The 23,168-nt window shown below is 65.8% G+C and carries 27 protein-coding genes, 1 tRNA gene and 1 riboswitch; of the genes, 15 read left to right on the top strand and 13 right to left on the bottom strand.

Annotated elements, in window-relative coordinates:
* Positions 1 to 73 precede the first annotated feature (73 nt).
* Together G3572_RS17415 and G3572_RS17410 are read left to right on the top strand one after the other, a co-directional pair.
* The gene (locus G3572_RS17415) at positions 74 to 1,417 is read left to right on the top strand and encodes a D-amino acid dehydrogenase (RefSeq protein ID WP_354004061.1); all 1,344 of its coding nucleotides are present in this window, start codon (positions 74 to 76) and stop codon (positions 1,415 to 1,417) included.
* A gap of 111 nt (positions 1,418 to 1,528) precedes the next feature.
* On the top strand, positions 1,529 to 2,791 hold the full coding sequence (locus G3572_RS17410) for a DNA polymerase IV (protein WP_164614287.1): 1,263 nt from the start codon (positions 1,529 to 1,531) through the stop codon (positions 2,789 to 2,791).
* 34 nt (positions 2,792 to 2,825) lie between these two features.
* On the opposite strand, the gene G3572_RS17405 is transcribed toward G3572_RS17410, so the two are convergent.
* Entirely contained in the window at positions 2,826 to 3,686 is an 861-nt protein-coding gene (locus tag G3572_RS17405) for an N-formylglutamate amidohydrolase (protein ID WP_164614285.1), read from the bottom strand.
* A 188-nt stretch (positions 3,687 to 3,874) separates the two neighbouring features.
* Between G3572_RS17405 and G3572_RS17400 the strand changes: the two genes are divergently transcribed.
* From G3572_RS17400 to G3572_RS17360, 9 genes are all read left to right on the top strand, one after another.
* A tRNA-Val gene (locus tag G3572_RS17400) sits at positions 3,875 to 3,949 on the top strand.
* A 74-nt stretch (positions 3,950 to 4,023) separates the two neighbouring features.
* On the top strand, positions 4,024 to 4,149 hold the full coding sequence (gene ykgO / locus G3572_RS17395; RefSeq protein WP_100196728.1) for a type B 50S ribosomal protein L36: 126 nt from the start codon (positions 4,024 to 4,026) through the stop codon (positions 4,147 to 4,149).
* A gap of 99 nt (positions 4,150 to 4,248) precedes the next feature.
* Complete coding sequence (locus G3572_RS17390; protein WP_164614284.1) at positions 4,249 to 4,665, top strand: hypothetical protein; 417 nt, start codon at positions 4,249 to 4,251, stop codon at positions 4,663 to 4,665.
* A gap of 57 nt (positions 4,666 to 4,722) precedes the next feature.
* A complete protein-coding gene (locus tag G3572_RS17385; RefSeq protein WP_164614282.1) occupies positions 4,723 to 5,364 on the top strand; it encodes an FMN-binding negative transcriptional regulator in 642 nt (213 codons plus the stop codon).
* Positions 5,365 to 5,450: 86 nt separating this feature from the next.
* Complete coding sequence (locus G3572_RS17380; RefSeq protein ID WP_164614280.1) at positions 5,451 to 5,747, top strand: hypothetical protein; 297 nt, start codon at positions 5,451 to 5,453, stop codon at positions 5,745 to 5,747.
* Positions 5,744 to 6,352, top strand: a complete 609-nt coding sequence (locus G3572_RS17375; RefSeq protein WP_164614278.1) for a glutathione S-transferase — start codon at positions 5,744 to 5,746, stop codon at positions 6,350 to 6,352. The genes G3572_RS17380 and G3572_RS17375 overlap by 4 nt, the downstream gene beginning before the upstream one ends.
* A gap of 385 nt (positions 6,353 to 6,737) precedes the next feature.
* Positions 6,738 to 7,301: a ubiquinol-cytochrome c reductase iron-sulfur subunit gene (gene petA, locus G3572_RS17370; RefSeq protein WP_164614276.1), complete on the top strand. Its 564-nt coding sequence runs from the start codon at positions 6,738 to 6,740 to the stop codon at positions 7,299 to 7,301.
* Positions 7,302 to 7,313: 12 nt separating this feature from the next.
* A complete protein-coding gene (gene petB, locus G3572_RS17365; RefSeq protein WP_164614274.1) occupies positions 7,314 to 8,651 on the top strand; it encodes a cytochrome b in 1,338 nt (445 codons plus the stop codon).
* 17 nt (positions 8,652 to 8,668) lie between these two features.
* Positions 8,669 to 9,517 (top strand): cytochrome c1, encoded by an 849-nt coding sequence (locus G3572_RS17360; RefSeq protein WP_164614272.1) that lies wholly within the window; start codon positions 8,669 to 8,671, stop codon positions 9,515 to 9,517.
* A gap of 78 nt (positions 9,518 to 9,595) precedes the next feature.
* Here the strand turns inward: G3572_RS17360 and G3572_RS17355 are convergent, their stop codons facing one another.
* The 7 genes from G3572_RS17355 to G3572_RS17325 form a co-directional block, all read right to left on the bottom strand.
* A complete protein-coding gene (locus tag G3572_RS17355; RefSeq protein WP_164614270.1) occupies positions 9,596 to 10,288 on the bottom strand; it encodes a thiamine ABC transporter ATP-binding protein in 693 nt (230 codons plus the stop codon).
* Complete coding sequence (locus G3572_RS17350) at positions 10,275 to 11,825, bottom strand: thiamine/thiamine pyrophosphate ABC transporter permease ThiP (RefSeq protein ID WP_164614268.1); 1,551 nt, start codon at positions 11,823 to 11,825, stop codon at positions 10,275 to 10,277. Before G3572_RS17350 ends, G3572_RS17355 begins: the two co-directional genes overlap by 14 nt.
* A complete protein-coding gene (locus G3572_RS17345) occupies positions 11,801 to 12,784 on the bottom strand; it encodes a thiamine ABC transporter substrate-binding protein (RefSeq protein ID WP_164614266.1) in 984 nt (327 codons plus the stop codon). Before G3572_RS17345 ends, G3572_RS17350 begins: the two co-directional genes overlap by 25 nt.
* Before the next feature lie 38 nt (positions 12,785 to 12,822).
* Positions 12,823 to 12,924: riboswitch (TPP riboswitch) on the bottom strand.
* A 46-nt stretch (positions 12,925 to 12,970) separates the two neighbouring features.
* The gene (locus G3572_RS17340; RefSeq protein ID WP_164614264.1) at positions 12,971 to 13,804 is read right to left on the bottom strand and encodes an SDR family oxidoreductase; all 834 of its coding nucleotides are present in this window, start codon (positions 13,802 to 13,804) and stop codon (positions 12,971 to 12,973) included.
* 63 nt (positions 13,805 to 13,867) lie between these two features.
* Entirely contained in the window at positions 13,868 to 14,365 is a 498-nt protein-coding gene (locus G3572_RS17335) for a hypothetical protein (protein WP_164614263.1), read from the bottom strand.
* A gap of 68 nt (positions 14,366 to 14,433) precedes the next feature.
* Positions 14,434 to 15,129 carry a response regulator gene (locus G3572_RS17330; RefSeq protein WP_164614261.1) on the bottom strand — a complete coding sequence of 232 codons (696 nt, stop codon included), beginning with the start codon at positions 15,127 to 15,129 and terminating at the stop codon, positions 14,434 to 14,436.
* Complete coding sequence (locus G3572_RS17325) at positions 15,126 to 15,626, bottom strand: MarR family winged helix-turn-helix transcriptional regulator (protein WP_164614259.1); 501 nt, start codon at positions 15,624 to 15,626, stop codon at positions 15,126 to 15,128. The genes G3572_RS17330 and G3572_RS17325 overlap by 4 nt, the downstream gene beginning before the upstream one ends.
* Positions 15,627 to 15,770: 144 nt before the next feature.
* Between G3572_RS17325 and G3572_RS17320 the strand changes: the two genes are divergently transcribed.
* Positions 15,771 to 16,637 (top strand): branched-chain amino acid aminotransferase, encoded by an 867-nt coding sequence (locus G3572_RS17320; protein ID WP_164614257.1) that lies wholly within the window; start codon positions 15,771 to 15,773, stop codon positions 16,635 to 16,637.
* Positions 16,638 to 16,715: 78 nt separating this feature from the next.
* Here G3572_RS17320 and G3572_RS17315 read toward each other — a convergent pair whose 3' ends face one another.
* Both G3572_RS17315 and G3572_RS17310 read right to left on the bottom strand, forming a co-directional pair.
* On the bottom strand, positions 16,716 to 16,898 hold the full coding sequence (locus G3572_RS17315) for a hypothetical protein (protein ID WP_164614255.1): 183 nt from the start codon (positions 16,896 to 16,898) through the stop codon (positions 16,716 to 16,718).
* Positions 16,899 to 16,993: 95 nt separating this feature from the next.
* Positions 16,994 to 17,422 (bottom strand): organic hydroperoxide resistance protein, encoded by a 429-nt coding sequence (locus tag G3572_RS17310; protein ID WP_164614253.1) that lies wholly within the window; start codon positions 17,420 to 17,422, stop codon positions 16,994 to 16,996.
* 107 nt (positions 17,423 to 17,529) lie between these two features.
* Here G3572_RS17310 and G3572_RS17305 point away from each other — a divergent pair, with 107 nt between their 5' ends.
* Positions 17,530 to 17,955: a MarR family winged helix-turn-helix transcriptional regulator gene (locus G3572_RS17305; RefSeq protein WP_164614251.1), complete on the top strand. Its 426-nt coding sequence runs from the start codon at positions 17,530 to 17,532 to the stop codon at positions 17,953 to 17,955.
* Here G3572_RS17305 and queG read toward each other — a convergent pair.
* Positions 17,952 to 18,989, bottom strand: coding sequence for a tRNA epoxyqueuosine(34) reductase QueG (gene queG / locus G3572_RS17300; RefSeq protein WP_164614249.1), 1,038 nt, complete (start codon positions 18,987 to 18,989; stop codon positions 17,952 to 17,954). The genes G3572_RS17305 and queG overlap by 4 nt on opposite strands.
* 104 nt (positions 18,990 to 19,093) lie before the next feature.
* Here queG and G3572_RS17295 point away from each other — a divergent pair, with 104 nt between their 5' ends.
* The gene (locus G3572_RS17295) at positions 19,094 to 19,666 is read left to right on the top strand and encodes a L,D-transpeptidase family protein (protein WP_240335613.1); all 573 of its coding nucleotides are present in this window, start codon (positions 19,094 to 19,096) and stop codon (positions 19,664 to 19,666) included.
* A gap of 186 nt (positions 19,667 to 19,852) precedes the next feature.
* Positions 19,853 to 20,953: a chorismate synthase gene (gene aroC, locus G3572_RS17290; RefSeq protein ID WP_164614247.1), complete on the top strand. Its 1,101-nt coding sequence runs from the start codon at positions 19,853 to 19,855 to the stop codon at positions 20,951 to 20,953.
* Between the two features lie 258 nt (positions 20,954 to 21,211).
* On the opposite strand, the gene G3572_RS17285 is transcribed toward aroC, so the two are convergent.
* Positions 21,212 to 21,502, bottom strand: a complete 291-nt coding sequence (locus tag G3572_RS17285; protein ID WP_164614245.1) for an HU family DNA-binding protein — start codon at positions 21,500 to 21,502, stop codon at positions 21,212 to 21,214.
* 141 nt (positions 21,503 to 21,643) lie between these two features.
* Positions 21,644 to 23,119, bottom strand: a complete 1,476-nt coding sequence (locus G3572_RS17280; protein WP_164614243.1) for an AMP nucleosidase — start codon at positions 23,117 to 23,119, stop codon at positions 21,644 to 21,646.
* Positions 23,120 to 23,168: the final 49 nt, after the last annotated feature.

Below are 23,168 nucleotides of genomic sequence, written 5' to 3'. Positions count from 1 at the left end.
CATGTGAATGGTGATTTATTCGAAAGAAGCCCAAAGCCCCCGTCATCTTTGCCAGAAAATCCCCGCCCCTTCGATGCATCTTCGACAGATCATCCCCTCCGCGAAAGGTTTGCCCATGAAAATCGTCGTCCTCGGCTCTGGCGTCATCGGCGTGACCTCGGCCTGGTATCTGGCCCGCGCGGGGCATGACGTGACGGTGATCGACCGGCAGCCCGCCGCCGCGATGGAAACCAGCTTTGCCAACGCGGGCGAGATCAGCCCCGGCTATTCCGCGCCCTGGGCCGCGCCCGGCGTGCCGATGAAGGCGATCAAGTGGATGTTCATGGAACATGCCCCGCTCATCGTGAACCCCAAGCCGGACATGGCCAAAATCCGCTGGATGCTGCAGATGCTGGGGAACTGCACCAGCGCCGCCTATGCGGTGAACAAGGGCCGCATGGTGCGCCTTGCCGAATACTCGCGCGATTGCCTGACCGACCTGCGCGCCGATACCGGCATCAGCTTCGACGAACGCCAGCAAGGCACGCTGCAACTCTTCCGCACGCAAAAGCAGGTGGATGCGGCGGGCAAGGACATCGACGTGCTGCGTCAGGGGGGCGTGCCCTTCGAAGTGCTCGACGTGGCAGGCTGCCTCGCGGTCGAACCGGGCCTTGCCGATGCGGCGGGCAAGATCGCAGGCGGCTTGCGCCTGCCCAAGGATGAAACCGGCGATTGCTTCAAGTTCACCCAAGGGCTCGCCGCCCGCGCCGCCGCGCTCGGCGTCACCTTCCGCCACGGCGTCAGCATCACCCGTCTGAACCGCACGGGCGACCGGATCACCTCCGTCACCACCTCCGAAGGCGAAGTGACTGCCGATGCCTTCGTGCTGGCGCTGGGCTCCTACTCGCCGAAACTCGCCGCCGATCTGGGGCTGAACCTGCCGGTCTATCCGGTCAAGGGCTACTCCATCACCGTGCCGGTGGTCGACGCCGCCCGCGCCCCTGTCTCCACCGTGATGGACGAAACCCACAAGATCGCCATCACCCGTCTGGGCGACCGGATCCGCGTCGGCGGCATGGCGGAAATCGCAGGCTTCGACCTGTCGCTGTCCGACAAGCGCAAGCGCACCCTGCAACACTCGGTCGAAGACCTGTTCGGCGGCGCCGGTGACCAAAGCCAGGCAAGCTTCTGGACAGGCCTGCGCCCGATGACCCCCGATGGCACCCCCATCGTCGGCCGCTCGCCCATCGCCAACCTGTTCCTGAACACCGGCCACGGCACGCTGGGCTGGACCATGTCGGCAGGCTCCGGCCGCCTTCTGGCCGATATCGTCTCGGGCCGCGCGACCGAGATCGAAAGCCGCGACCTCGGCTTCGACCGCTACCGGAAACCGGCCAAATCCGCACAGCCAAGCCTGCGCCCCGCTCCGGCACGCTAGGCCTGCCTTGCACCTTTCGGGAATACTCCCGCCGGAGGCTCCCACGGATGCCTCCGGCGCTGCCACATCCCGCTGTGCGCCCGCGTTCCAACCCGCTATGCTGCGCGCATCATGCCCGCCCTGTGCCGCGATTGCCTGACGACCTTTGAAACGGCCCCGCCGCGGGGCCGCTGTCCGGCCTGCCGCAGCCCGCGCCTGCTGGCGCATCCCGACCTGTTCCACCTCTCCATCGCGCATATGGATTGCGATGCTTTCTACGCCTCGGTGGAAAAGCGCGATGATCCCGGCCTTGCCGACAAGCCGCTGATCGTCGGCGGCGGCACGCGCGGGGTGGTGTCGACCTGCTGCTACATCGCCCGCATCCACGGCGTGCGCTCGGCGATGCCGATGTTTCAGGCGCTCAAGCTCTGCCCGCAGGCGGTTGTCGTCAAACCCCGCATGGCCCGCTATGTCGAGGTCAGCCGCCAGATCCGCGCGATGATGGAGGATCTGACCCCCGCCATCGAACCCCTGTCGCTGGACGAGGCGTTTCTGGACCTGACCGGCACCGCCCGCCTGCATGGCGCGCCGCCTGCCGTCCTGCTCGCCCGCCTGACCAAGCGGATGGAGGAGGAACTGGGCGTCACCGGCTCCGTCGGCCTCGCGCATAACAAGTTTCTGGCCAAGATCGCCTCCGATCTCGACAAGCCGCGCGGCTTTTCGGTGATCGGCCCGGCAGAGACGGAATCCTTCCTGCGTCCCAAACCCGTGCGCATCCTCTGGGGGGTCGGCACCGCCACGCAGGCCGCGCTGGAACAGGCGGGCATCCGCACGATTGCCGATCTTCTGCGCTGGGACCGCGTCGATCTGGTGGCGCGCTTCGGCCAGATGGGCGACAGGCTCTGGCACCTCGCGCGCGGGCAGGACAGCCGCCGCGTGACGCGCGACGAAATGGTGAAGTCGATTTCCAAGGAAACCACCTTCTTTGAAGACACGTCCGACCCCGACCTGCTCGACGGCCATCTGTGGCGGCTGTCCGAACAGGTGGCCGACCGCGCCAAGGCCAAGGCGCTCGCGGGGCGCACGGTGACGCTCAAGCTCAAGCGCGGCGATTTCCAGATCGTCACCCGTCGCCACGCGCTGTCCGACCCTACCCAGATCGCCGACCGCATCTACCGCACCGCGCGTGACCTCTTCGACCATTCCGGCACCAAGGGCCCGTTCCGGCTGATCGGGGTGGGCATTTCCGACCTTGCGCCCGAAGATCAGGCCGACCGCTCGGGCGATCTGCTCGACCCCGACGCCGCCAAACGCGCCCGCGCCGAACGTGCCGCCGACGCGATTCGCGCCCGCTTCGGCAAAGAGGCGATCATAAAGGGTCGCGCACTGCGCTAGGCTTCAGGGGCCGCGCCGGTCCCGCCTGCGAGGTCTATTCCGCCGCCAGCGGCACCTGACGGCGGCCGATATCGGTGATTTCCGCCATCACCCCCGCCATCAGCGCGCGGAAGGCGTCAAAATCCGCCGAGGGCAGGATGCGCGCCTCGTCCATGTAAAGCGCGCGGTCGATTTCCACCTGCACCACATGAAAGCCGCGCGACGGGCGGCCATAGGTCTGCGCGATATAGGCCCCGGCAAAGGGCGCATTGCGCGACACCCGCAGGCCTGCGCGCCGGAATGCGGCCTCGACCCTGTCCATCACATCGCGCGCCGCCGCCGCGCCGAATCGGTCGCCCAGCACCACCTCGGGCCGCGGGAAACCGGGGCGCGAATGGGCCTCGATCGCCTCATGCGGCATCGAATGGCAATCGATCAGCACCGACTGGCCGAACAGGCCGTGGCTTTCCTCGGTCAACTGGCGCAAGGCGGCGTGATAGGGGTGCCAGTGGCTGCGAATCCTCTCTTCCGCCTCGACCAGCGCCAGTTTCCCGCGATAGATCTGCCGCCCGCCCGAAACGACGCGGGGAATCACCCCGAGCCCCGAGGCGACGCGCGGGTTGTGCGGGCTGCGCGGCACGCCTTCCACCACCGAAGCGTCCATCTCGTCGGCGGCGCGATTGAGATCGACAAAGGCGCGCGGGGCCGAGGCCGCGATCAGCGGCGCGCCAAAATCGGGCGCGGCAAGGAAGAGATCATCCACAAACGCATCTTCCGACGACCGGATCGCATGGGAATCGAGCACCGAACGGGCCAGAAACTCAGGCGGATAGACCCTGCCGCTGTGTGGTGAGGAAAACACCACGGGCGTGTCGCGCCGCTTGGGCTGGTAAAGGGTAAAGGCTTCGCTTTGCACTGCTGTCTCCCGCTCCTCCCTGTTATAGCGGGCTTTGCCGAAATGCCAAAAGCCTAGATTGCATCGCCCCGCCCGATGGAAAGCCTCTTGCAGCCCCCGCCGCAACTGGCTATAGACCCCCCCACACCGACGCGGTTCCCCCCGCGTCCTTTTCTTTGGGGCGTTTGGGGGAACAGCGGCTGTAGCGTGGGCGGTTAGCTCAGCGGTAGAGCACTACGTTGACATCGTAGTGGCCACTGGTTCGATCCCAGTACCGCCCACCATTCACCGCTCCCCATCCGGGAGTTATTGTTTTCAACTGGCGCGTGATGCGCCGCGACCAAGGAAAGAGACGACCATGAAAGTCGCCAACTCGCTCCGTTCGCTGAAGACGCGTCACCGTGATTGCCAGATCGTGCGCCGCAAGGGCCGCGTCTATGTGATCAACAAGACGCAAAAGCGCTACAAGGCCCGTCAGGGCTGATATCGCTTGCAGCGACGTAATCAAAAGGCCGCCACGGGAAACCGGGCGGCCTTTTCTCTTGGCCCTTGCCTGCGGGCGGGGGTCGTCTAGGAATGTGTCATGTTCAGCTATTCCCACAGCCGCCTGCTTGCCGCGCTGGTCGCCGCCGCCACCCTTGGTCTGGCGATGACGCTGGCCAATGGCATCCCGCCCGAACCGGGGGCCTTCGTGCGCTCGCTTGCGCCGATGCTGGCGGGCGCGGCCCTTGCGCAATGGCTGCTGTTCCCGCTGTTTGCGCGCCGCGCCGGGGGCAGGGGGGTGGCACTTGATGCCGCGCTCTGGGTGGCGCTCATCGCCCTTGCAGGGCTCTTCGCGGGAACGCTGATCCTGCCCGGCGCGGGCACCATCCTCGGGCCGATGGTCACGCTGTCGCTGCCGCTGCAATCGCCCCTGGCCGCGCTGGTCTATCTGGCCGGTGCCGCTTTCGGCATCCGCCTGATGCGCCGTGCGCGGGCGCCGGTGCCTTTGGCAGGATGACGGCAGGCGCCTCCCTGCCCCCCGCCCCGACGAAACCGCAACGCTGACAGGGACTCCATGCATCCAAATCCCGCATTCCGGTCTGCAGAACATGACGCCATCCTTGCCTTTGCGCGCGCGCAGGGGTTCGGCATGCTGGCGCTCAACGGGCCGGAAGGGCCGCTTGCCGCGCATGTGCCTTTCGTGATTTCTGAAAACGGCGAGACGCTGGATCTGCATCTTGCGCGGTCAAACCCCATCGCCCGTGCCGCCCTGCCCGCTGCCGCCCTGCTGGCCGTGCAGGGGCCAGATGCCTATATCTCGCCCGACTGGTATGGCCCGCATGATCTGGTGCCCGATCAGGTGCCCACATGGAACTACATTGCCGTGCACCTGCGCGGCACGCTGCATCCGCTGCCCCCCGAAGCGCTCGAGCCGCATCTCGACGCGATCAGCGCCGCGCAAGAGGCGCGCCTTCTGCCCAAGACGCCTTGGACAAGCGCCAAGATGACGCCCGGAGCGATGCCCCGCATGATGCGGATGATCCTGCCCTTCCGGCTGGAGATCACCGACCTGCAAGGCACATGGAAGCTGAACCAGAACAAGCCGCCCGAAGTGCGGTTGCGCGCTGCCGCGGCCTTGCGCCAGAGGGGCGGGCCAAGCGATGCCGCGCGCCTTGCCGATGAAATGGAACGAATCATCCCGCGAAACCCCGCCTAGCGCGGCGCGGGTCTTGCGGACGGTGGCCGGGATGGACAGCGGCCCATCCCCCGCCTAAGCTTTCGACAGACCGACCGGAGGTGACCATGCCGCTGCCCCTAGCCCCGCTGCTGCCCTTTGCCCTGCGTTTCGGGGCGATTGCCGCCGTCGGTTATCTTGGCCAGCGCCTGATCCGGCAGCGCGGCTTTGCCGGGCGCACCGACCAGCGCGCCGAAGATGCGCTGGATGATCTGGCGGAAGGTCTGGCCACGCACAGCCCGCGCGATGCCAAGGGGCAGCACAACGCCGCCTTCCGCCTGCGCCGCCGCGTCCGCATCGGCGGCAAAACCTATGACCTTGATGCGGGCATGATGGCCCGCCTGCGCTTTCGGGATATCGGATGAAGCTGTTTTACTCGCCCACCTCGCCCTATGTCCGCAAAGTCATGGTGCTGATCACCGAAACCGGCCTTTCGGGGATCGACCTAACCCCCGCCTCCGGCACCCCGGTCGCGCCGGACAGCGGGGTGATCGCCCGCAATCCGCTCGGCAAGATCCCCGCGCTGGAACGCGAGGGCGCGCCCACGCTCTATGACAGCCGGGTGATCTGCCAGTTCCTGAATGCGCAAGCGGGGGCGAGGCTGTATCCCGAGGCCCCGCGCCTGTGGGAGACGCTGACGCTCGAGGCCACCGCCGACGGCATTCTCGATGCCGCGCTGCTGATGGTCTATGAAACCCGCATCCGCCCCGAGGATTGCCGCCACGCGCCCTGGGTCGAAGGGCAGTGGTCCAAGATCGCGCGGGCGCTGGATGATCTGGAAAACCGCTGGATGGACTATCTGACCGCAGGTCCGCTAGATATGGGGAAAATCGCGCTTGGCTGCGCGCTGGGCTATCTGGATTTCCGCCACGCCGGGCGGCACTGGCGCATGGGCCGTCCGCTTCTGGCGGCATGGGAAGCCGAACTGGCCGCCCGCCCCTCGATGCAGGCGACGCTGCCCAAGGGCTGAGTCGCGCGCTCCGCATCGGGGGTGCCGCCTCGGGGGCATCGAGCCCCCGCTCGGCGGCGTTGCCACGGAAGGCGGCACCGTGGCGCGATGTGCGGCGGACGGCAGCGGCAGCTTTCGGCGGGCGTTCTGCGCTACGTCTTGTCGCAGGGGCTTGAACCGCAGGGACAGCCGCGCATCATAATGGCCATGATTGCCCGGTGATCGACGCGCCCTATCGGCCACAGGCAAGGAAATAACGGTTCATGGCAGGTCAGATGCGCCGTATTGTCCGCTGGACGTCGCGCCCCGGCTTGGCTAAGAACCCCAACGGCAGGGTCGTGGGAAACCACAGCCCCGAAATCTTTATGGGTCGCAGCCCGTGTGACCTTGAAAGGGAGAATAACTCGTGTCCCACGCAGAAGACCACGCAGGCACCCGCAGGGATTTCCTGTATTACGCAACCGCCGGGGCCGGGGCTGTTGCCGCCGGAGCCGCGGTCTGGCCGCTTGTGAACCAGATGAACCCCTCGGCCGACGTCCAGGCGCTGTCGTCGATCTTCGTCGACGTCTCGGGCGTTGCCGTCGGCACCCAGCTTACCGTCAAGTTCCTCGGCAAGCCGGTGTTCATCCGCCGCCGCAGCGAGGCCGAGATTGCCGCCGCCCGCGCCACCACGCTGGACCAGCTGACCATCGACCGCGCCGCACAGAACCCCAACAAGCCGGGGGCCGACGCGCTTGACCAGAACCGCACGCTGGACGAAGCGGGCGAGTGGCTGGTGATGATCGGCGTCTGCACCCACCTCGGCTGCGTGCCGATCGGCGACGGGGCCGGTGACTTCGGTGGCTGGTTCTGCCCCTGCCACGGGTCGCACTATGACGAGGCCGGCCGCATCCGCCGTGGACCTGCGCCGCGCAACCTCGACATTCCGCTCGCGTCCTTTGTGGACGAGTCAACGATCAGGCTGGGATAAGGACACAACACCATGGCCGGAATTCCGCACGACCATTACGAGCCAAAGACAGGCGGGGAGAAGTGGCTGCACAAGCGCCTTCCCATCGTCGGGCTTGCCTACGACACGCTGATGCTGCCCACTCCGAAGAACCTGAACTGGATGTGGATCTGGGGCATCGTCCTGACCTTCTGCCTTGCGCTGCAGATCGTGACCGGCATCGTGCTGGTGATGCATTACACGCCGCACGTCGACTATGCCTTCGCCTCGGTGGAGCATATCATGCGCAACGTGAACGGCGGGCACATGCTGCGCTACCTGCACCAGAACGGTGCCTCGCTGTTCTTCATCGCCGTCTACCTGCACATCTTCCGCGGCCTCTACTACGGCAGCTACAAAGCCCCGCGCGAAGTGACCTGGATCATCGGCATGATCATATACCTGCTGATGATGGCCACCGCCTTCATGGGCTACGTTCTGCCGTGGGGCCAGATGTCGTTCTGGGGTGCAACCGTGATCACCGGCCTGTTCGGCGCGATCCCCGGCGTGGGCGAGCCGATCCAGACCTGGCTGCTCGGCGGACCGGCAGTCGACAATGCCACGCTGAACCGCTTCTTCTCGCTGCACTACCTGCTGCCCTTCGTGATCGCGGCCCTCGTCGCGGTGCATATCTGGGCCTTCCACACCACCGGCAACAACAACCCCACGGGCGTTGAAGTGCGCCGCGGGTCCAAGGAAGAGGCCGCGCGCGACACCGTGCCGTTCTGGCCCTACTTCGTCATCAAGGACCTGTTCGCCCTTGCCGTGATCCTTGTCGTGTTCTTCGCCATCGTCGGCTTCATGCCGAACTACCTTGGCCACCCCGACAACTACATCGAGGCGAACCCGCTGGCGACGCCCGCGCACATCGTGCCGGAATGGTACTTCCTGCCCTTCTACGCCATCCTGCGCGCCTTCACGGGTGAAGTCTGGGTCGTGATCGCGGCGGAATGGCTGACCTTCGGCATCGTCGACGCCAAGTTCTTCGGCGTGCTGGCCATGTTCGGTGCCATCGCGGTGATGGCTCTGGCCCCGTGGCTGGATACCTCCTCGGTGCGCTCGGGCCGTTACCGCCCGATGTTCAAATGGTGGTTCGCCCTGCTCTGCGTCGACTTCATCGTGCTGATGTGGGTGGGTGCGATGCCGGCGGAAGAGCCCTATGCCACCATCTCGCTGATCGCCTCGGCCTATTGGTTCGCCTACTTCCTTGTCATCCTGCCGCTTCTGGGTGTCATCGAAAAGCCGACGCCGCAGCCTGCGACCATCGAGGAAGACTTCAACGCCCATTACTCCCCGACGACCGGCGGCACCAAGACCGTCGCGGCCGAGTGAGAAAGGAACTGACTGACATGATCAGGAACATCGCACTCACCGCCACCACGGCCCTTGCCCTTTCGGCCGGGGCAGCACTGGCCGCCGGCGGTCATGCCGAAATCACCGATCTGGCCTTTGCCCACGAAGGCCCGTTCGGAAAGTTCGACCAGAACCAGCTGCAGCGCGGCCTGCAGGTCTATACCGAGGTCTGCGCAGCCTGCCACGGCATGAAGTTCGTGCCGATCCGCAGCCTGTCCGATCCTGGTGGTCCGGCAATGCCGGAAGACCAGATCCGCGCCTATGCGTCGCAGTTCACGGTCACCGACCGTGAAACCGGCGAAGACCGCGCCGGTGTGCCGACCGACCATTTCCCGGCATCGGGCATGGAAGGCGCGCCGGACCTCTCATTGATGACCAAGGCCCGCGCAGGGTTCCACGGCCCCTACGGCACCGGTATCAGCCAGCTTTTCAACGGGATCGGCGGGGCGGAATACACCTATTCCATCCTGACGCATTACGAGGAAGAACCGGCCTGCGCTCCCGATGGTGTGGACGGGTTCTACTATAACTCGGCCTTCCCGAACGGCAGCGTGCCGGACAGCTGCAAGGACGAGCATGGCGTGTCCACCGTGCCGGGCAGCTGGATCGCGATGCCCAACCCGCTGAGCGACGATCTGGTCACCTATGCCGATGGCACCCCCGCCACGGTCGAGAATATGGCCGAGGACGTGACCGCCTTCCTCGTCTGGGCAGCAGAGCCCAAGCTGATGGCACGCAAGCAGGCTGGCCTTACCGCAGTGATCTTCCTGATCGTGCTGTCGACCCTGCTCTATCTGACCAACAAGAAGATCTGGGCCAACGTCAAGGGCCGCAAGCTGGCCTGACCGGCGCCAGCACAGACCAAAGGGAAACCCCGCCACTGGCGGGGTTTTTCATTTGTCCGCCGGTCCTGCCGGCAAGTCCTATCCCAGATAGCGGCGCAGCGCGGGGGGCGGGTCTGCGAACAGCGCGGCGGTCGGGGCAGGGGGCGCGGCGATGCCATCGGCGACCAGAACGGTCAGCGCTGCAAAGGCACGGGCATCGGCGGGGTCATGGGTCACCATCATCACCAGCGCGCCGGTTTCCGCTGCCACCTCTTCGACCAGCCCGAGCATCTCGGCCTTGAGCGCGGGACCGAGCGCGGCAAAAGGTTCATCCAGCAACAGCACGGGCCGCGCGCGCAGCAGGGCACGGGCCAGCGCGGCGCGCCCGATCTGCCCGCCCGAAAGCTGGGCGGGTTTGCGCGCGGCGAGGCCGGGCAGGCCCACGCGGTCCAGCACCGCGCCGATCTGCGCCTGCTGCGGCGGCGACAGGCGCAGGTCGGGCCGCAGCCCAAGGCCGAGGTTCTGCGCCAGCGTCAGGTGCGGGAACAGGTTCTGGTCCTGAAACAGGATGGTGACGGGCCGCGCGCCGGGATCGAGCGCGGCAAGGTCCTGACCCTGCCACAGGATGCGCCCGCTCTGCGGGGCCAGAAAACCCGCAACCGCCGAGAGCAGGGTGGATTTCCCCGCGCCCGAGGGGCCGATCACGGCGACCCGTCCGCCGGCGGGCAGTTCCCAGTCGGCGCTCAGGCGGAAGCCGTCCTGCGCCAGCACCACCCGTTCAAACCGCAGCATAGCGTCGCCCCATCAGATCAAAGGCCCAGAACAGGCCGAAACTTGTCAGCACCAGCACAAGCGCCCCGCCCGCCGCCGCCTCCAGCCGGTAAGAGGCCATCAGCCCCTGCACCACCAGCGGCAGGGTGGCGCTCTGATCGGAAGCGAAAAGCGCGATGACGCCAAGGTCGCCCATGGAAAGCGCCGCCGCCAGCCCCGCGCCAAAACCCAGCGGGCGCGCAAGCCGGGGCAGGGCGACAAAGCGCAGCCATGCGGGCCCGTGCAAGCCAAGCGAAGCCGAAAGCCGCCCGTAATCGGCCTGCAGCGTGCGCGCCTCGGGCAGCAGCAGCCGGTAGACGAAGGGCAGCGACAGGGCGACATTCACCGCGACGGTGACTTCCAGCGCCAGCTGCGCCGGCAGAACCCAAGGCTGCACCAGCAGGAAAAGGCCGGTGCCGAGCACCAGCCCCGAGGTCGCCAGCGGCAGAAGCGCCGCCGCATCCATCAAAGCCGCGCCGCGCCCCGCCTTGGCCACCCGCAGCGCCAGCGCAAGGGCAGCCAGCACCGTCAGGAGGGTCGAAGCCAGCGCCACGCTGACCGAACGCGCTGCGGCAGACCAGACGGCCTCAGGCAAGTCGGCCAAACCCGGCAAGCCGCGCAGCGCGATGGCGGTCAAGGGCAACAGAAGGAACAGCGCCGCGCCGCCGATGGCCAGCACATCGGCCAGCCACGGCCCCGCGCCGCGCGTCCGCAGCATCGGGGGGCGGCCCAGCCCCGCGCCAAAACCGGGGGCGGCGATCACCCGCCAGATCAGCACCGCCACCGCCGCGCACAGCAGGAACTGAACCCCGGCCAGCAGCGCTGCGCGGCCAAGGTCGAAATCGGCGCGTATGGCCTGATAGATCGCCAGCTCCACCGTGGTGGCCCTTGGCCCTCCGCCCAGCGTCAGCGCGATGGCAAAGCTTGTCAGGCAGATCACGAAGATCACCGCGAAGGCCCCCGGCAGCACGGCGCGCAGCATCGGCCATTCCAGATGCCGCGACACCTGCGCCGGGGCAAAGCCGAGCGAGTCGGCGAGGCGGAAGCGTTCGGCGGGAATCGCCTGCCATCCCTGCAGGATCATCCGCACCGCCAGCGGCAGGTTCAGGAAGACATGCGCCAGAATCACCCCCTGCGCGCCGTAGATCGACAGCGGGGCCACACCCAGCGCGGCCAGCGCCTCGTTCGCCCAGCCCCTGCGCCCGAACACCGCGATCAGCCCCATGACCGCCACGATGGTGGGCAGCAGGAATGGCGCGCCCATCAGCGAGATCAGCGCCGCGCGCCCGGGAAACCGCCGCCGCGCCAGCGCCCGCGCCACCGGCACCGCCAGCACGCAAGACAGCAGCGCCGACACCGCCGCCTGCCACAGCGTGAACCACAGCGCCTGCAGATCGCCGGGGGCCAGCGCGGGCCAGACCCCGGCCCGCCACAGCACCGCCCCCAGCGGCAGAAGGACAAGCGCCGCGAGGGCACTCGCGACGCTTGTCCCGATCATTGCGACAGCGCCGCGCGCCATTCCTCGACCGCCTCGGCCCGCAGCGATTCGGCTTCGGTCTCGGACAGGAACAGCACCGTTTCCGGCAGCGGCAGGTCAGACCAGCCCGCAGGCCAGTCCGCCACCGGCAGCGCCGAGGGAAGCGACCAGTTTGCCGCCGGAATGGTCTTCTGGAAATCGGGCGTCAGCACCCATGCCAGAAACTGATCGGCCAGTTCGGGCTGATCGGTCCCCGCAATCTTGCCCACGGTTTCGGCCATGAAGTAATGCCCCTCGGGGAAGATCGCCGCCTTCTTGGTCAGGTCATTTTCCGCCATGATGTGATAGGCGGGCGAGGTGGTGTAGCTCAGCACCATATCGGCCTCGCCGCTGGTGAACAGGCCATAGCTTTCCGACCAGCCCTTCGTCACCGTCAGGATATGCGGCGCCAGATCGGCCCAGAAGGCCCCCGCCTGATCGCCGTAAACCGCCTTGACCCACAGCACCATCGCCAGCCCCGAGATCGAGGTGCGCGGGTCCTGGATCACCACCGTCACCCCCTCGGGCAGATCGCGCATCGCCTCCAGCGAGGCGGGGGGCGTCTCCATCCGCGTCGTGTCATAGATCAGCGCGGTATGGCCCCAGTTGAACGGCAGGAAGGTGTCATCCGGCCAGTCCACCGGCACCGTCAGCGCCGAAAGATCCTGCCCGTGCGGCGCAAACAGCCCCGACTCGCGCGCGCGGGCCAGCACATCGGTGGACAGGCCGATCATCACATCGGCCTCGGTGCGCGCACCTTCCAGCAGCAGGCGCGGCAGCAGATCGCCCGTCGAGAATTGCAGGTCGCAGCCGCAAAACGCCTCGAACCCCGCCTCGATGGCCGGTCCGGGGCCCCATTCCGAGGTGAAGTATTCACCCGCGTAAACGGTCAGGACAGGCGTTTCCGCATGCGCCGCAAGCGCAAGGCAGGAAAGGCCGGTCGCAAGGATCGAAGTTTTCATGTCTTCCTCCAATTGCGACGGAACAGGTCGGGCTTGGAGGTCATCCGTCGCACCTTCCCTCCGCCGGTATGATCCGGTTCAGGTTCAACGGGTCCGCTTTCGCATCTCAGCCCGGCACAGGGGCACCCCGAGGTATCGGCAAGGATACGGCCCCCGCCAGCAGGCGCAAGGGGCAAATGCAGTGCGCTAGGACGCGGCCAAAAGCGCGGCCAGGCCTTCGCGATAGGTCGGATAGAGCAGCCGCACGCCAAGCTCGTCCTTGATCCGGTCATTGCGCACCCGCTTTGACTCGGCATAGAAACTGCGCGCCATCGGCGTCATCTCGGCCTGATCGAAGTCTATCGCCGGCGGCTCGGGCAGGCCCAGCAGCGCTGCCGCATGGGAAAGCACATCCTCGGGCGGGGCCGGTTCGTCATCGCAGACGTTATAGGCCGCGCCGGGGTTGGGCCGCGCGATGCTGGCGGCCAGCACCTGCGCAATGTCCTCCACATGGGTGCGGCTGAAATACTGGCCCGCCTTGATGATCCGCCGCGCGCTGCCGTCGCGCACCTTTTCGAACGGGCCGCGACCGGGGCCATAAATGCCCGCCAGCCGGAAGATGTGCAGCGGCAGGCCGGTCGCCCGCCACTGTGTCTCGGCCAGCACGCGCTGCGCACCGCGCGCGCCCACAGGGGTCAGCGGCGTGGCCTCGTCCACCCATCCGCCCTGATGGTCGCCATAAACGCCGGTGGTCGACAGATAGCCGACCCAATCGACCCGCGCCTGCGCGATCTGCGGACAGGCCAGCAGGAACGGGTCTCCCGCCGCATCCGGCGCGGCCGAAACAAGGATATGCGTGGCCTGCGCCAAGGCCGGGCCAAGATCGCCGGGCCACAGCAGTGGTGTGATCCCGCGCGCCTTCAGGCGCGCGGCTTTCTCGGGCGTTCGCGTGGTGCCGATCACCGACCAGCCTTGCGGAACAAGCAAACGGGCCAGCGCATCGGCGCTATAGCCATGTCCTAGGGAAAGCAGCGTTTTCATGCCGCCCAGTATGGCGCGCCCCGCAGCGGCTGCAAGCCGCTTGATCGGGGCGCTGGGGCAGGATCAGCCCTGTGCTTCCTGACAGGCAATGGCGGCGTCCAGCGCGGCCATCGTATCGGTCAGGTCAATCGACATCACCTCGCCCGCCTCGGACGACAGGGTCAGCGTCTGTTTGGTGGCGACATCCAGCAGGAAATCGGCGCTGTCGAACTCGATGTCCACGCCCGGCATCCCGTCAATGTAGATGCCCTTGCCCTCGCCGTTGTAGACCGATCCGTCGACATCCATCGAGATCGGATACATCGTCCCTTCCTCGATATCGCCCCAAGCCTCGTTCATCGCCAGCAAATAGCCATTGCCCGTGTCGGGGGCAAAGCCGATCCGCACGTCAGATCCATCCTCGAACACCGCATTGATCAGGCAGCCATTGCCGATGGTCGGGTCCACCAGAATGTCCCAGACGCCGACCGAGTCATAGGTCATCAGGGTTTGGGTAACAGCGGGCGATGCAGCACAGAGCAAGGCGACCGAGGCCAAAAGAGACGCGCAAACAGATTTCAATTCGTTCCTCCACGGATACAGAGCAAGAGATTTCCCCCAGCCTGTCTGTATCAGGTCTGCCAAGCCGTTCAATCGGGTTGCAGCATATACCCTTCGCCGCGCACGGTCTGCAGATAGCGCGGCTGTTTCGGGTCATCCTCGATCTTGCGGCGCAGACGGGTAATCTGCACATCCACCGCCCGTTCCTGCGCGGCATCGTCGCGGCCCAGATCGGCCACCAGCTTTTCACGGCTGATCGCATGGCCGGGCTGCGCCGAAAACAGCCGCATCAGCGCCGCCTCGGTTGCGGTCAGCCGCACCGGATCGGAGCCGCGCCACAACTCGCCCCGGTCCATGTCATAGCGCACGGGGCCAAGATGCAGCACCTTCGGCACCGTTTCATTGCGCACCACCGGCACCCGCCGCAGGATGGCGTTGATCCGCAGCAGCAGTTCCTTCGGCTCGAAGGGCTTGCCAAGGTAATCGTCTGCGCCGGCCTCGAACCCTTCGATCCGGCTGGCGGTTTCGCCCTTGGCCGTCAGCAGCAGGATGGGCGTCTGCATCTGGCGGCGCAATTCGCGGGTCAGGGTGATGCCATCCTCGCCCGGCATCATCACATCCAGCACGATCATGTCGAATTCCAGCCCCGACAGCAGCCGCCGCGCCTGTGCCGCGTCGCGGGCGACCGAGACCAGAAATCCGTTGCGGATCAGGAATTTCTGCAACAGCCCGCGGATGCGTTCGTCATCATCCACCACCAGCAGATGCGCGTCCCCTTGCGTCATGCGCCGCTCTCCTTCAGCCCTTGGTATTGCCGCCGCAGTTCGGGGTCCATCATCGCCTCCAGCACCTGCCGGAACCCCGCCACCGCCTGCGGCCCCGCCGCGCGATAGGCCGCGCGCATCCGCGCCCGCTGCGCATCCGACAGCTCGCGCTCCAGCTCCTGCCCCTTGGCGGTCAGGTGCAGGTGCCGCTCGCGCTTGTCGCGCCGCCCCACCCGCGCCTCCACCAGCCCGTCGTCCACCAGCGTGCGCAGGACGCGGTTGAGCGATTGCTTGGTCACCCCCAGAATGGTCAGCAGGTTGGAAACCGTGGTGCCGGGGCTGCGGTGGATGAAATGGATCGCCCGATGATGGGCGCGCCCGTAATCCATGCCCTCCAGAATACGGTCCGGGTCGGCGGTAAAGCCCCGGTAGGCAAAGAACATGGCCTCGATGCCCTTGCGCAACTGCTCGTCGGTCAGAAACAGCAGGCTTTCGCCGCTGGGGGTCTGATCTGCCATGAAGCGCCTCCCTAGCTGACGGTGAAGTTACGTCAGCCTTGTTGACTTTCCAAGACCCAACTGATAGCCCGCATACGGTTTTGCGCAAGATTATGTCCGAAACGGACCTGTCCTTGGCAACATTGCGAAAATTTGGGGGGCTTCATGGCTGGCTATGACGATCGTGACGGGTACATCTGGATGGATGGCAAACTGGTAGACTGGCGTGATGCCAATGTCCACATTCTGACCCACGCCATGCACTACGCCTCCGCCGTGTTCGAAGGCGAGCGGTGCTACAACGGCAAGATCTTCAAGTCGCGCGAACATTCGGAACGGCTGCGCAAGTCGGGCGAACTCCTCGACATGCCGCTGCCCTACTCGGTCGACGAGATCGAGGCCGCGAAAGAGGCGGTGCTGAAAGCCAACAACCTGACCGACGCCTATGTCCGTGCGCTGGCATGGCGCGGCGCGGGCGAAGACATGGGTGTCGCCGCCAAGCGCAACCCGATCCGCATGGCCATCGCCGTCTGGTCCTGGGGCAACTACTACGGCGACGCCAAGTTCAAGGGCGCGAAACTCGACATCGCCAAGTGGAAGCGCCCCGCGCCCGATACCATCCCCCATGCCGCCAAGGCCGCGGGCCTCTACATGATCTGCACCATGTCGAAACACGCCGCCGAGGCCAAGGGCTGCTCGGACGCGATGATGTTCGACTATCGCGGCTATGTTGCCGAGGCGACCGGCGCCAACATCTTCTTCGTCAAGGATGGCGAGGTGCACACCCCCATTCCCGACGCGATCCTGAACGGTATCACCCGCCAGACCGTGATCGGCATGCTGCAAGGCATGGGCATCAAGGTGATCGAGCGCCGCATCGAGGCGTCCGAGCTGGAAGGCTTCCAGCAATGCTTCCTCACCGGCACCGCCGCCGAGGTGACGCCGGTCGGCCAGATCGGCGATTACAATTTCGAGGTCGGCGATCTGTGCAAACAGGTCTCGCTCGATTACGAGAAACTGGTCCGCGCCTGAACGCTCATCGGCCCTGACCGGCCTCTTCGCTGCGGCCCCCCGCAGCGAAGAAAGCCGTGAGGCTTGATGAGCGCCTGTTCAGGCCATCCGCCCCCGCGCGATGCGCAGGAACTGCGCCAGCCGCGTTCCGCCGGAAGGCGCGTGGCTGGTGTGGAACACCTCGCGCTTGCGCCGCGCCAGGCGCAGGAATTGCGCCGTCTTGCTGCCCGTGCTGGGGCTGCGTGTGTCGGCCAGATGGCGGCCCTTCGGGTCACGTTGCATGCTGTCCTCCATTGACTGTGGGCAGCCAGCATACCCCAGAATCACCGCAAAACCAAACGCCCGCGCCTTAGCGCGCGGGTCAGGCGCAAACCGGCCTATGCCAGTTCGGTTTCCACTTCGATATTGCCCTTGGTCGCGTTGGAATAGGGGCAGATGAAATGTCCGCGTTCCACCATCTTTTCGGCCACGGCACGCTCCACCCCCGGCAGTGTCACGACCAGCTTGACCTTCAGGCCAAAGCCGCCATCGCTGCGCGGCCCGATGCCCACATGGGCGTTCACCGTGGCATCGTCCGGCACGGTGCCCAGCTTTTCGCTGCTGGCGGCAAAGCGCATCGCGCCGAGATAGCAGGCGGCATAGCCCAGCGCGAACAGCTCTTCGGGGTTATGCCCCGCGCCCGACCCGCCCAGCTCTTTCGGGCTGGTCATCGTCACCGTCAGCTTGCCATCGGCCAGCTTGGCCAGACCATTGCGCCCGCCTCCGGTGGCATGGGCCTCGGTCCAGTATTTCGCATCAACGGACATCGGAGTTCCTTTCGTTTGCGATTATATCGTATGCGATGTAATATAGGCGAGTCGCCCCCGCAGGTCAACCCGCTTGCGATTCAATCGCGCGCGATTATACTGGCCACATGACCTTGCCCCTGCCTGACATGATCTGCTTTGCGCTGTATTCAGCCACCCATGCGATGCAGCATGTCTACAAACCCCTGCTCGATGATCTGGGTCTGACCTATCCGCAATACCTCGTCCTGACCGCGCTCTGGACGGGCGAGGCGCAGACGGTGGGCAGCCTTGGCCGTCAGGTGCAGCTTGAATCCAACACGCTCACCCCGCTGCTCAAACGGCTGGAAGATCGCGGGCTGATCAGCCGCACCCGCAGTTCCGCCGATGAGCGGCAGGTGAACATCACGCTGACCGATGCGGGCCGCACGCTCCAGTCGCGGGCGGCGCATATCCCCGCCGCCGTTCTGGAAAAATCCGGCCTGTCGCTGGATGACCTGACGCGCCTGCGTGAACAGATCACCACCCTGCGCGACCAGTTGCGCGGCGCCTAAAGCCGCGACACTGCCCAGCGGGCCGCATCGGCCACCGCCGCATCGGCATCGTCGCACAGCGCTTGCGCCACGCCGCGCAGGGCCGCATCGCCCGAATTGCCGATCGCATACAGCACATTGCGCACAAACCGTCTCCGCCCGATCCGCTTGATCGGGCTTCCCGCAAAACGCGCGCGAAACGCGGCATCATCCAGCCCCGCCAGTTCGGCCAAGGGCGGCGCGCCGTGCCGCGCGGCATAGCCGATATCGCGCGCCGCCTTGGCAAACTTGTTCCACGGGCAGATGGCAAGGCAATCATCGCAGCCATAAATCCGGTTGCCCATCAATGCGCGCAGGTCCTCGGCCACCGGACCCGCATGTTCGATCGTCAGGTAGGAAATGCAGCGCCGTGCATCCAGTTGATAGGGCGCAGGAAAAGCCGCCGTCGGGCAAATGTCGAGGCAGGCGGTGCAAGACCCGCAATGGCTTTGCTCGGGCGCATCCGGCGCAAGTTCCAGCGTCGTGAAAATCGCGCCAAGGAAAAACCAGTTGCCCAGATCGCGGCTGAGCAGATTGGTGTGCTTGCCCTGCCAGCCCAGCCCCGCCGCCTGTGCCAGCGGCTTTTCCATGACGGGGGCGGTGTCGACAAACACCTTGATCTCGCAGGCGGTCTTGTCGCGGTGGCTCTCGTCGATCAGCCAGCGCCCCAGCCGTTTGAGCCGCCGCTTGACCAGATCGTGGTAATCCTTGCCCTGCGCGTAGACCGAAATCACGCCGCGATCCCGCTCTTGCAGCAGGGGCAGTGGGTTCTCCTCCGGCGCATAGCTTTCGGCCAGCATGATGACAGACCGCGCCTCGGGCCACAGCGCGGCAGGGTCGCCCCGCCAGCCCATGCGCTCGGCCATCCAGCCCATCTGCCCGTGCCGCCCTTGCGCCACAAACGCCGCCAGCCGTTCCGCCGCCTGCGGAATTGCATCCGGCGTGGTGATGCGCATGGCCGAAAACCCCTCGGCAAGGGCGCGTGCGTGCAGGCGGGATTTCAGATCATCGCTCATGGCGCGCAGCATAGCCCCCCAAGCGCCCGAGGGCCACGGCCCGGCCGCTTGAACTTGCCGCGCCCGCCTGAAACACTGCAACCCCCAGTGACGGAGCCTGCGCCTTGCGAACCCGCCCCCTTCTTCTTGCCGCCACAGTCCTGATGTCGGGTGTTGTCGCCGCCTTCGGCTACACCAAGGTCATGGCGCGCGTGGGGTCTGGCACGCCGCCGCCCTACGCCGCCGCCGAAGAACAGGCCGACCGCGTCATCGTCTCCAAATCCGACCGCAAGATGTATCTCTTGCGCGGGCAGAGCGTGCTGAAAACCTATGATATTGCCATGGGCTCCGCATGGGATCAGGGCCACAAGGAGCGCGAGGGCGACGAGCGCACGCCCGAGGGCGATTACGTCATCGACTGGCGCAACCCGAATTCGATGGCCCATCTCAGCCTGCACATCTCCTACCCGAATGACGCTGACAAGGCCGCCGCCGCGCAAGGTGGCTACAGCCCCGGCGGCAATATCATGATCCACGGCCTGCCCAATGGCTGGGGCGCGCTTGCGGCGTGGCATACATGGCTCAACTGGACCGACGGATGCGTTGCGGTTACCGATGCCGAAATGCGCGAGATTTGGTCGCTCACCCCTACCGGCACGCCCATATCGCTCCGGCCGCATTGGTCGCCCCCTGTATAGCCGCGATTTCTCGGCCAGCGGGTGGCGGGGCGGGGCGTTTGAAGCGGAATTGTTAACAACTCATGAAGACCACAGGGCTAACCCATTGATTCTATGAGGGGAGGCGCTCTGTAACACAGTGGAAACCCACCCCCTTCATTCCTGCACGCTTTTCCCCTAAACCATCCTCAACAAGGGGAGACCGTCATGAGCCTGAACACCTTCGGCCACCTGTTCCGCGTGACCACCTGGGGCGAAAGCCACGGCCCCGCCATCGGCTGCACCGTCGACGGCTGCCCCCCCGGCATCCCCCTCACCGAAGCCGATATCCAGCCCTGGCTCGACAAGCGCAAGCCCGGCCAGAACAAGTTCACCACCCAGCGGAAAGAACCCGACGAGGTCCGCATCCTCTCGGGCGTGTTCGAGGGCCGCACGACCGGCACCGCGATCCAGTTGATGATCGAGAACACCGACCAGCGGTCCAAAGATTACGGCGACATCGCCCAGGCCTTCCGCCCCGGCCATGCCGACATCACCTATCACCAGAAATACGGCCACCGCGACTATCGCGGTGGCGGCCGCTCCTCGGCCCGCGAGACGGCTGCCCGCGTCGCCGCAGGCGGTGTCGCCCGCGCCACCCTTGCCGCGCTGGTGCCGGGGCTGACGATCACCGGCTACATGGTTCAGATGGGCGCGCGCGGGATCGACCGCAGCCGCGTCGATCTGGCCAGCATCGGCAACAACCCCTTCTGGTGCCCCGACCCCGTTGCCGCGACCGACTGGGCCGACTACCTCGACCAACTCCGCCTGTCGCACAATTCTGTGGGCGCGGTGATCGAGGTGATCGCGACCGGCGTCCCCGCCGGCCTTGGCGCGCCGCTCTACGGCAAGCTCGACAGCGACCTCGCCAGCGCGATGATGAGCATCAATGCCGTCAAGGCTGTCGAGATCGGCGACGGCATGGCCGCAGCCGCGCTGACGGGGGTAGAGAATGCCGACGAGATCCGTATGGGTCCGAACGGGCCAGAGTTCCTGTCGAACCGCGCGGGCGGCATCCTGGGAGGCATTTCCACGGGTCAGCCGGTGGTGTGCCGCTTTGCTGTCAAGCCCACCTCCAGCATCCTCACCCCGCGCCAGACCATCAACCAGCGCGGTGAGGAGATTGACCTGATCACCAAGGGCCGCCACGACCCATGTGTCGGCATCCGCGCCGTGCCTGTGGGTGAGGCGATGATGGCCTGCATCCTGCTGGACCACCTGATGCTGGACCGCGCCCAAACTGGCAGCCAGCGCGGGACAATCGGTTAAGGCGTTACACCCGCAGGCGGCAGCTTGGGCGGGTCCGGCAAGGTGACCGGAGCGATCAGCCGTTTGAAGTCAGACAGACGCATGGCATCCCCTCTGTGTTGGCAATGCCAGAAAGATGCCGGTGCAGCGGCGCAGGCGCCATGAAAAGCTGCGTGAGAATTGTTTCAGGCGCCCTGTGCCTCTGCTTCTGCCACAATGAAAAGAGGCGCCGCTTGGGCGCCTCTTTTGGTAGTTCCTGCCTCGTTACGCGCCGGAAGATCAGGCGTTGACGCTGTCTTTCAGCGCTTTGGCGATCGCAAATTTCACTTGCTTGTCGGCGGGCTTGGTCATGGTTTCACCGGTGGCGGGGTTGCGCACCTGACGCTCGGGACGGGCCTTGCAGGCAACCTTGCCCAGACCCGGCAGCGTCACCGAACCGCCGGCAGCGACTTCGCGGGTCACCACGTCGATGATCGCATCCAGCGCCGAGCCAGCGGTTTTCTTGTCTGCACCCATCGATTCAGCGATCGCGGCCACGAGCTGGGTTTTCGTCATCGGTTTCGTCGTCATGTTTCTTCTTCCTTATTGCAGGCCGTCGGCATTGGACGAGCCGGAGATGTGGGTTGGCCGTTGCCGGCGACGGGTTTCGCTACACAGGTTTTTTCTGCACAGATCAAGCCCAAACCGTGCGTCCCACCTGAAAATGAGCGGTTAAAGGAACGCGGTTTCCTCGAAGCTGCGCAACTTGCGGCTGTGTATGCGCTCGATAGGCATCAACCGGAGGCGCTCCATTGCGCGGATGCCGATTTGAAGGTGGCGGCTGACTTGGGTCTTGTAGAAATCACTCGCCATGCCGGGGAGTTTCAGCTCGCCATGCAGGGGTTTATCCGAGACGCACAGCAATGTGCCGTAGGGCACCCGGAAGCGGAAGCCGTTGGCGGCGATGGTCGCGCTTTCCATGTCGAGCGCAATGGCCCGCGATTGCGACAGACGCTTGACCGGACCGGACTGGTCGCGCAGCTCCCAGTTGCGGTTGTCGATTGTGGCCACGGTCCCCGTCCGCATGATCCGCTTGAGTTCATAGCCTTCAAGCTGGGTGACCTCGGCGACCGCTTCTTGCAGCGCGATCTGAATCTCGGCAAGCGCCGGAATCGGCACCCAGACAGGCAGATCGTCGTCGAGCACATGGTCTTCGCGCAGATAGGCATGGGCAAGGCAGAAATCACCCAAGGACTGCGAGTTGCGAAGCCCCGCGCAATGTCCGACCATCAACCATGCGTGTGGGCGCAGCACGGCGATATGGTCGGTGGCCGTCTTGGCGTTTGAAGGGCCGACACCAATGTTCACCAGCGTGATTCCCTGCCCGTCCGCGCGTTTGAGGTGATAGGTCGGCATCTGGGGCAGCTTGGCGACCGGCTGCAGTTCGCCTTCGGCGGTGGTGATGATCTGGTTTCCGGTGGCGACAAAGGCGGTATAGCCCTGCGACGGATCGGCCAGCATCTTGCGGGCATAGGCCTCGAACTCGTCCACATAGAATTGGTAGTTGGTGAACAGGACGTGGTTCTGGAAATGCTGCGGATCGGTGGCGGTGTAATGGGAAAGCCGTGCGAGCGAATAATCGACCCGCTGCGCGGTAAAGGGGGCGAGCGGCATTGACCCGTCAGGGTTTTCCGTGCGTTGACCGTTGACGATGTCGTCATTCGTGGTGGCAAGGTCCGGCACGTCAAACACGTCGCGCAGGCTGAATTCCAGCACACCTTCTTGCGGGACCGAAACGGCAGGGTTGCCGGCAACCGCGAAATGCACCGGAATCGGGGTTTCCGAGGGGCCGATCTGCACCGGAACGCCGTGGTTTTCCATCAACAGCGTGAGTTGCTGGATCAGGTAATTGCGGAACAGGTCGGGGCGCGTCACCGTGGTGGCATAGGTGCCGGGGCCGGCGACATGGCCGAAGGCAAGGCGCGAGTCTGCCTTGGTATGGCTTGCGACCCGCAGGCGGATTTCTGGGTAAAAGGCGCGGATACGAGTGGCCGGCTTGCCCTTGGTGACCGTCGCGCTGAAATGGTCGGCCAGATAGGCGGTGGCCTTGAAGTAAAGCTCTTCCAGCCGATCCACGGCGGCGGCGGCGTCGGTAAACTCCTGCGCGGCGGGCAGGTCTGGCGTCTGGTGTTCGGTACCGTCTTGCATTGCATCTCTCGTCAAATGATCCGGCATATAAGCCGAAACAGGGGCTGCG

Origin of the sequence: Pseudotabrizicola algicola (assembly GCF_010915705.1) — a bacterium.
GTDB classification, from domain to species: Bacteria; Pseudomonadota; Alphaproteobacteria; order Rhodobacterales; family Rhodobacteraceae; genus Pseudotabrizicola; species Pseudotabrizicola algicola.
Note: the sequence above shows the minus strand (reverse complement) of the source record. Positions and strands in the feature narration are given on the sequence as shown.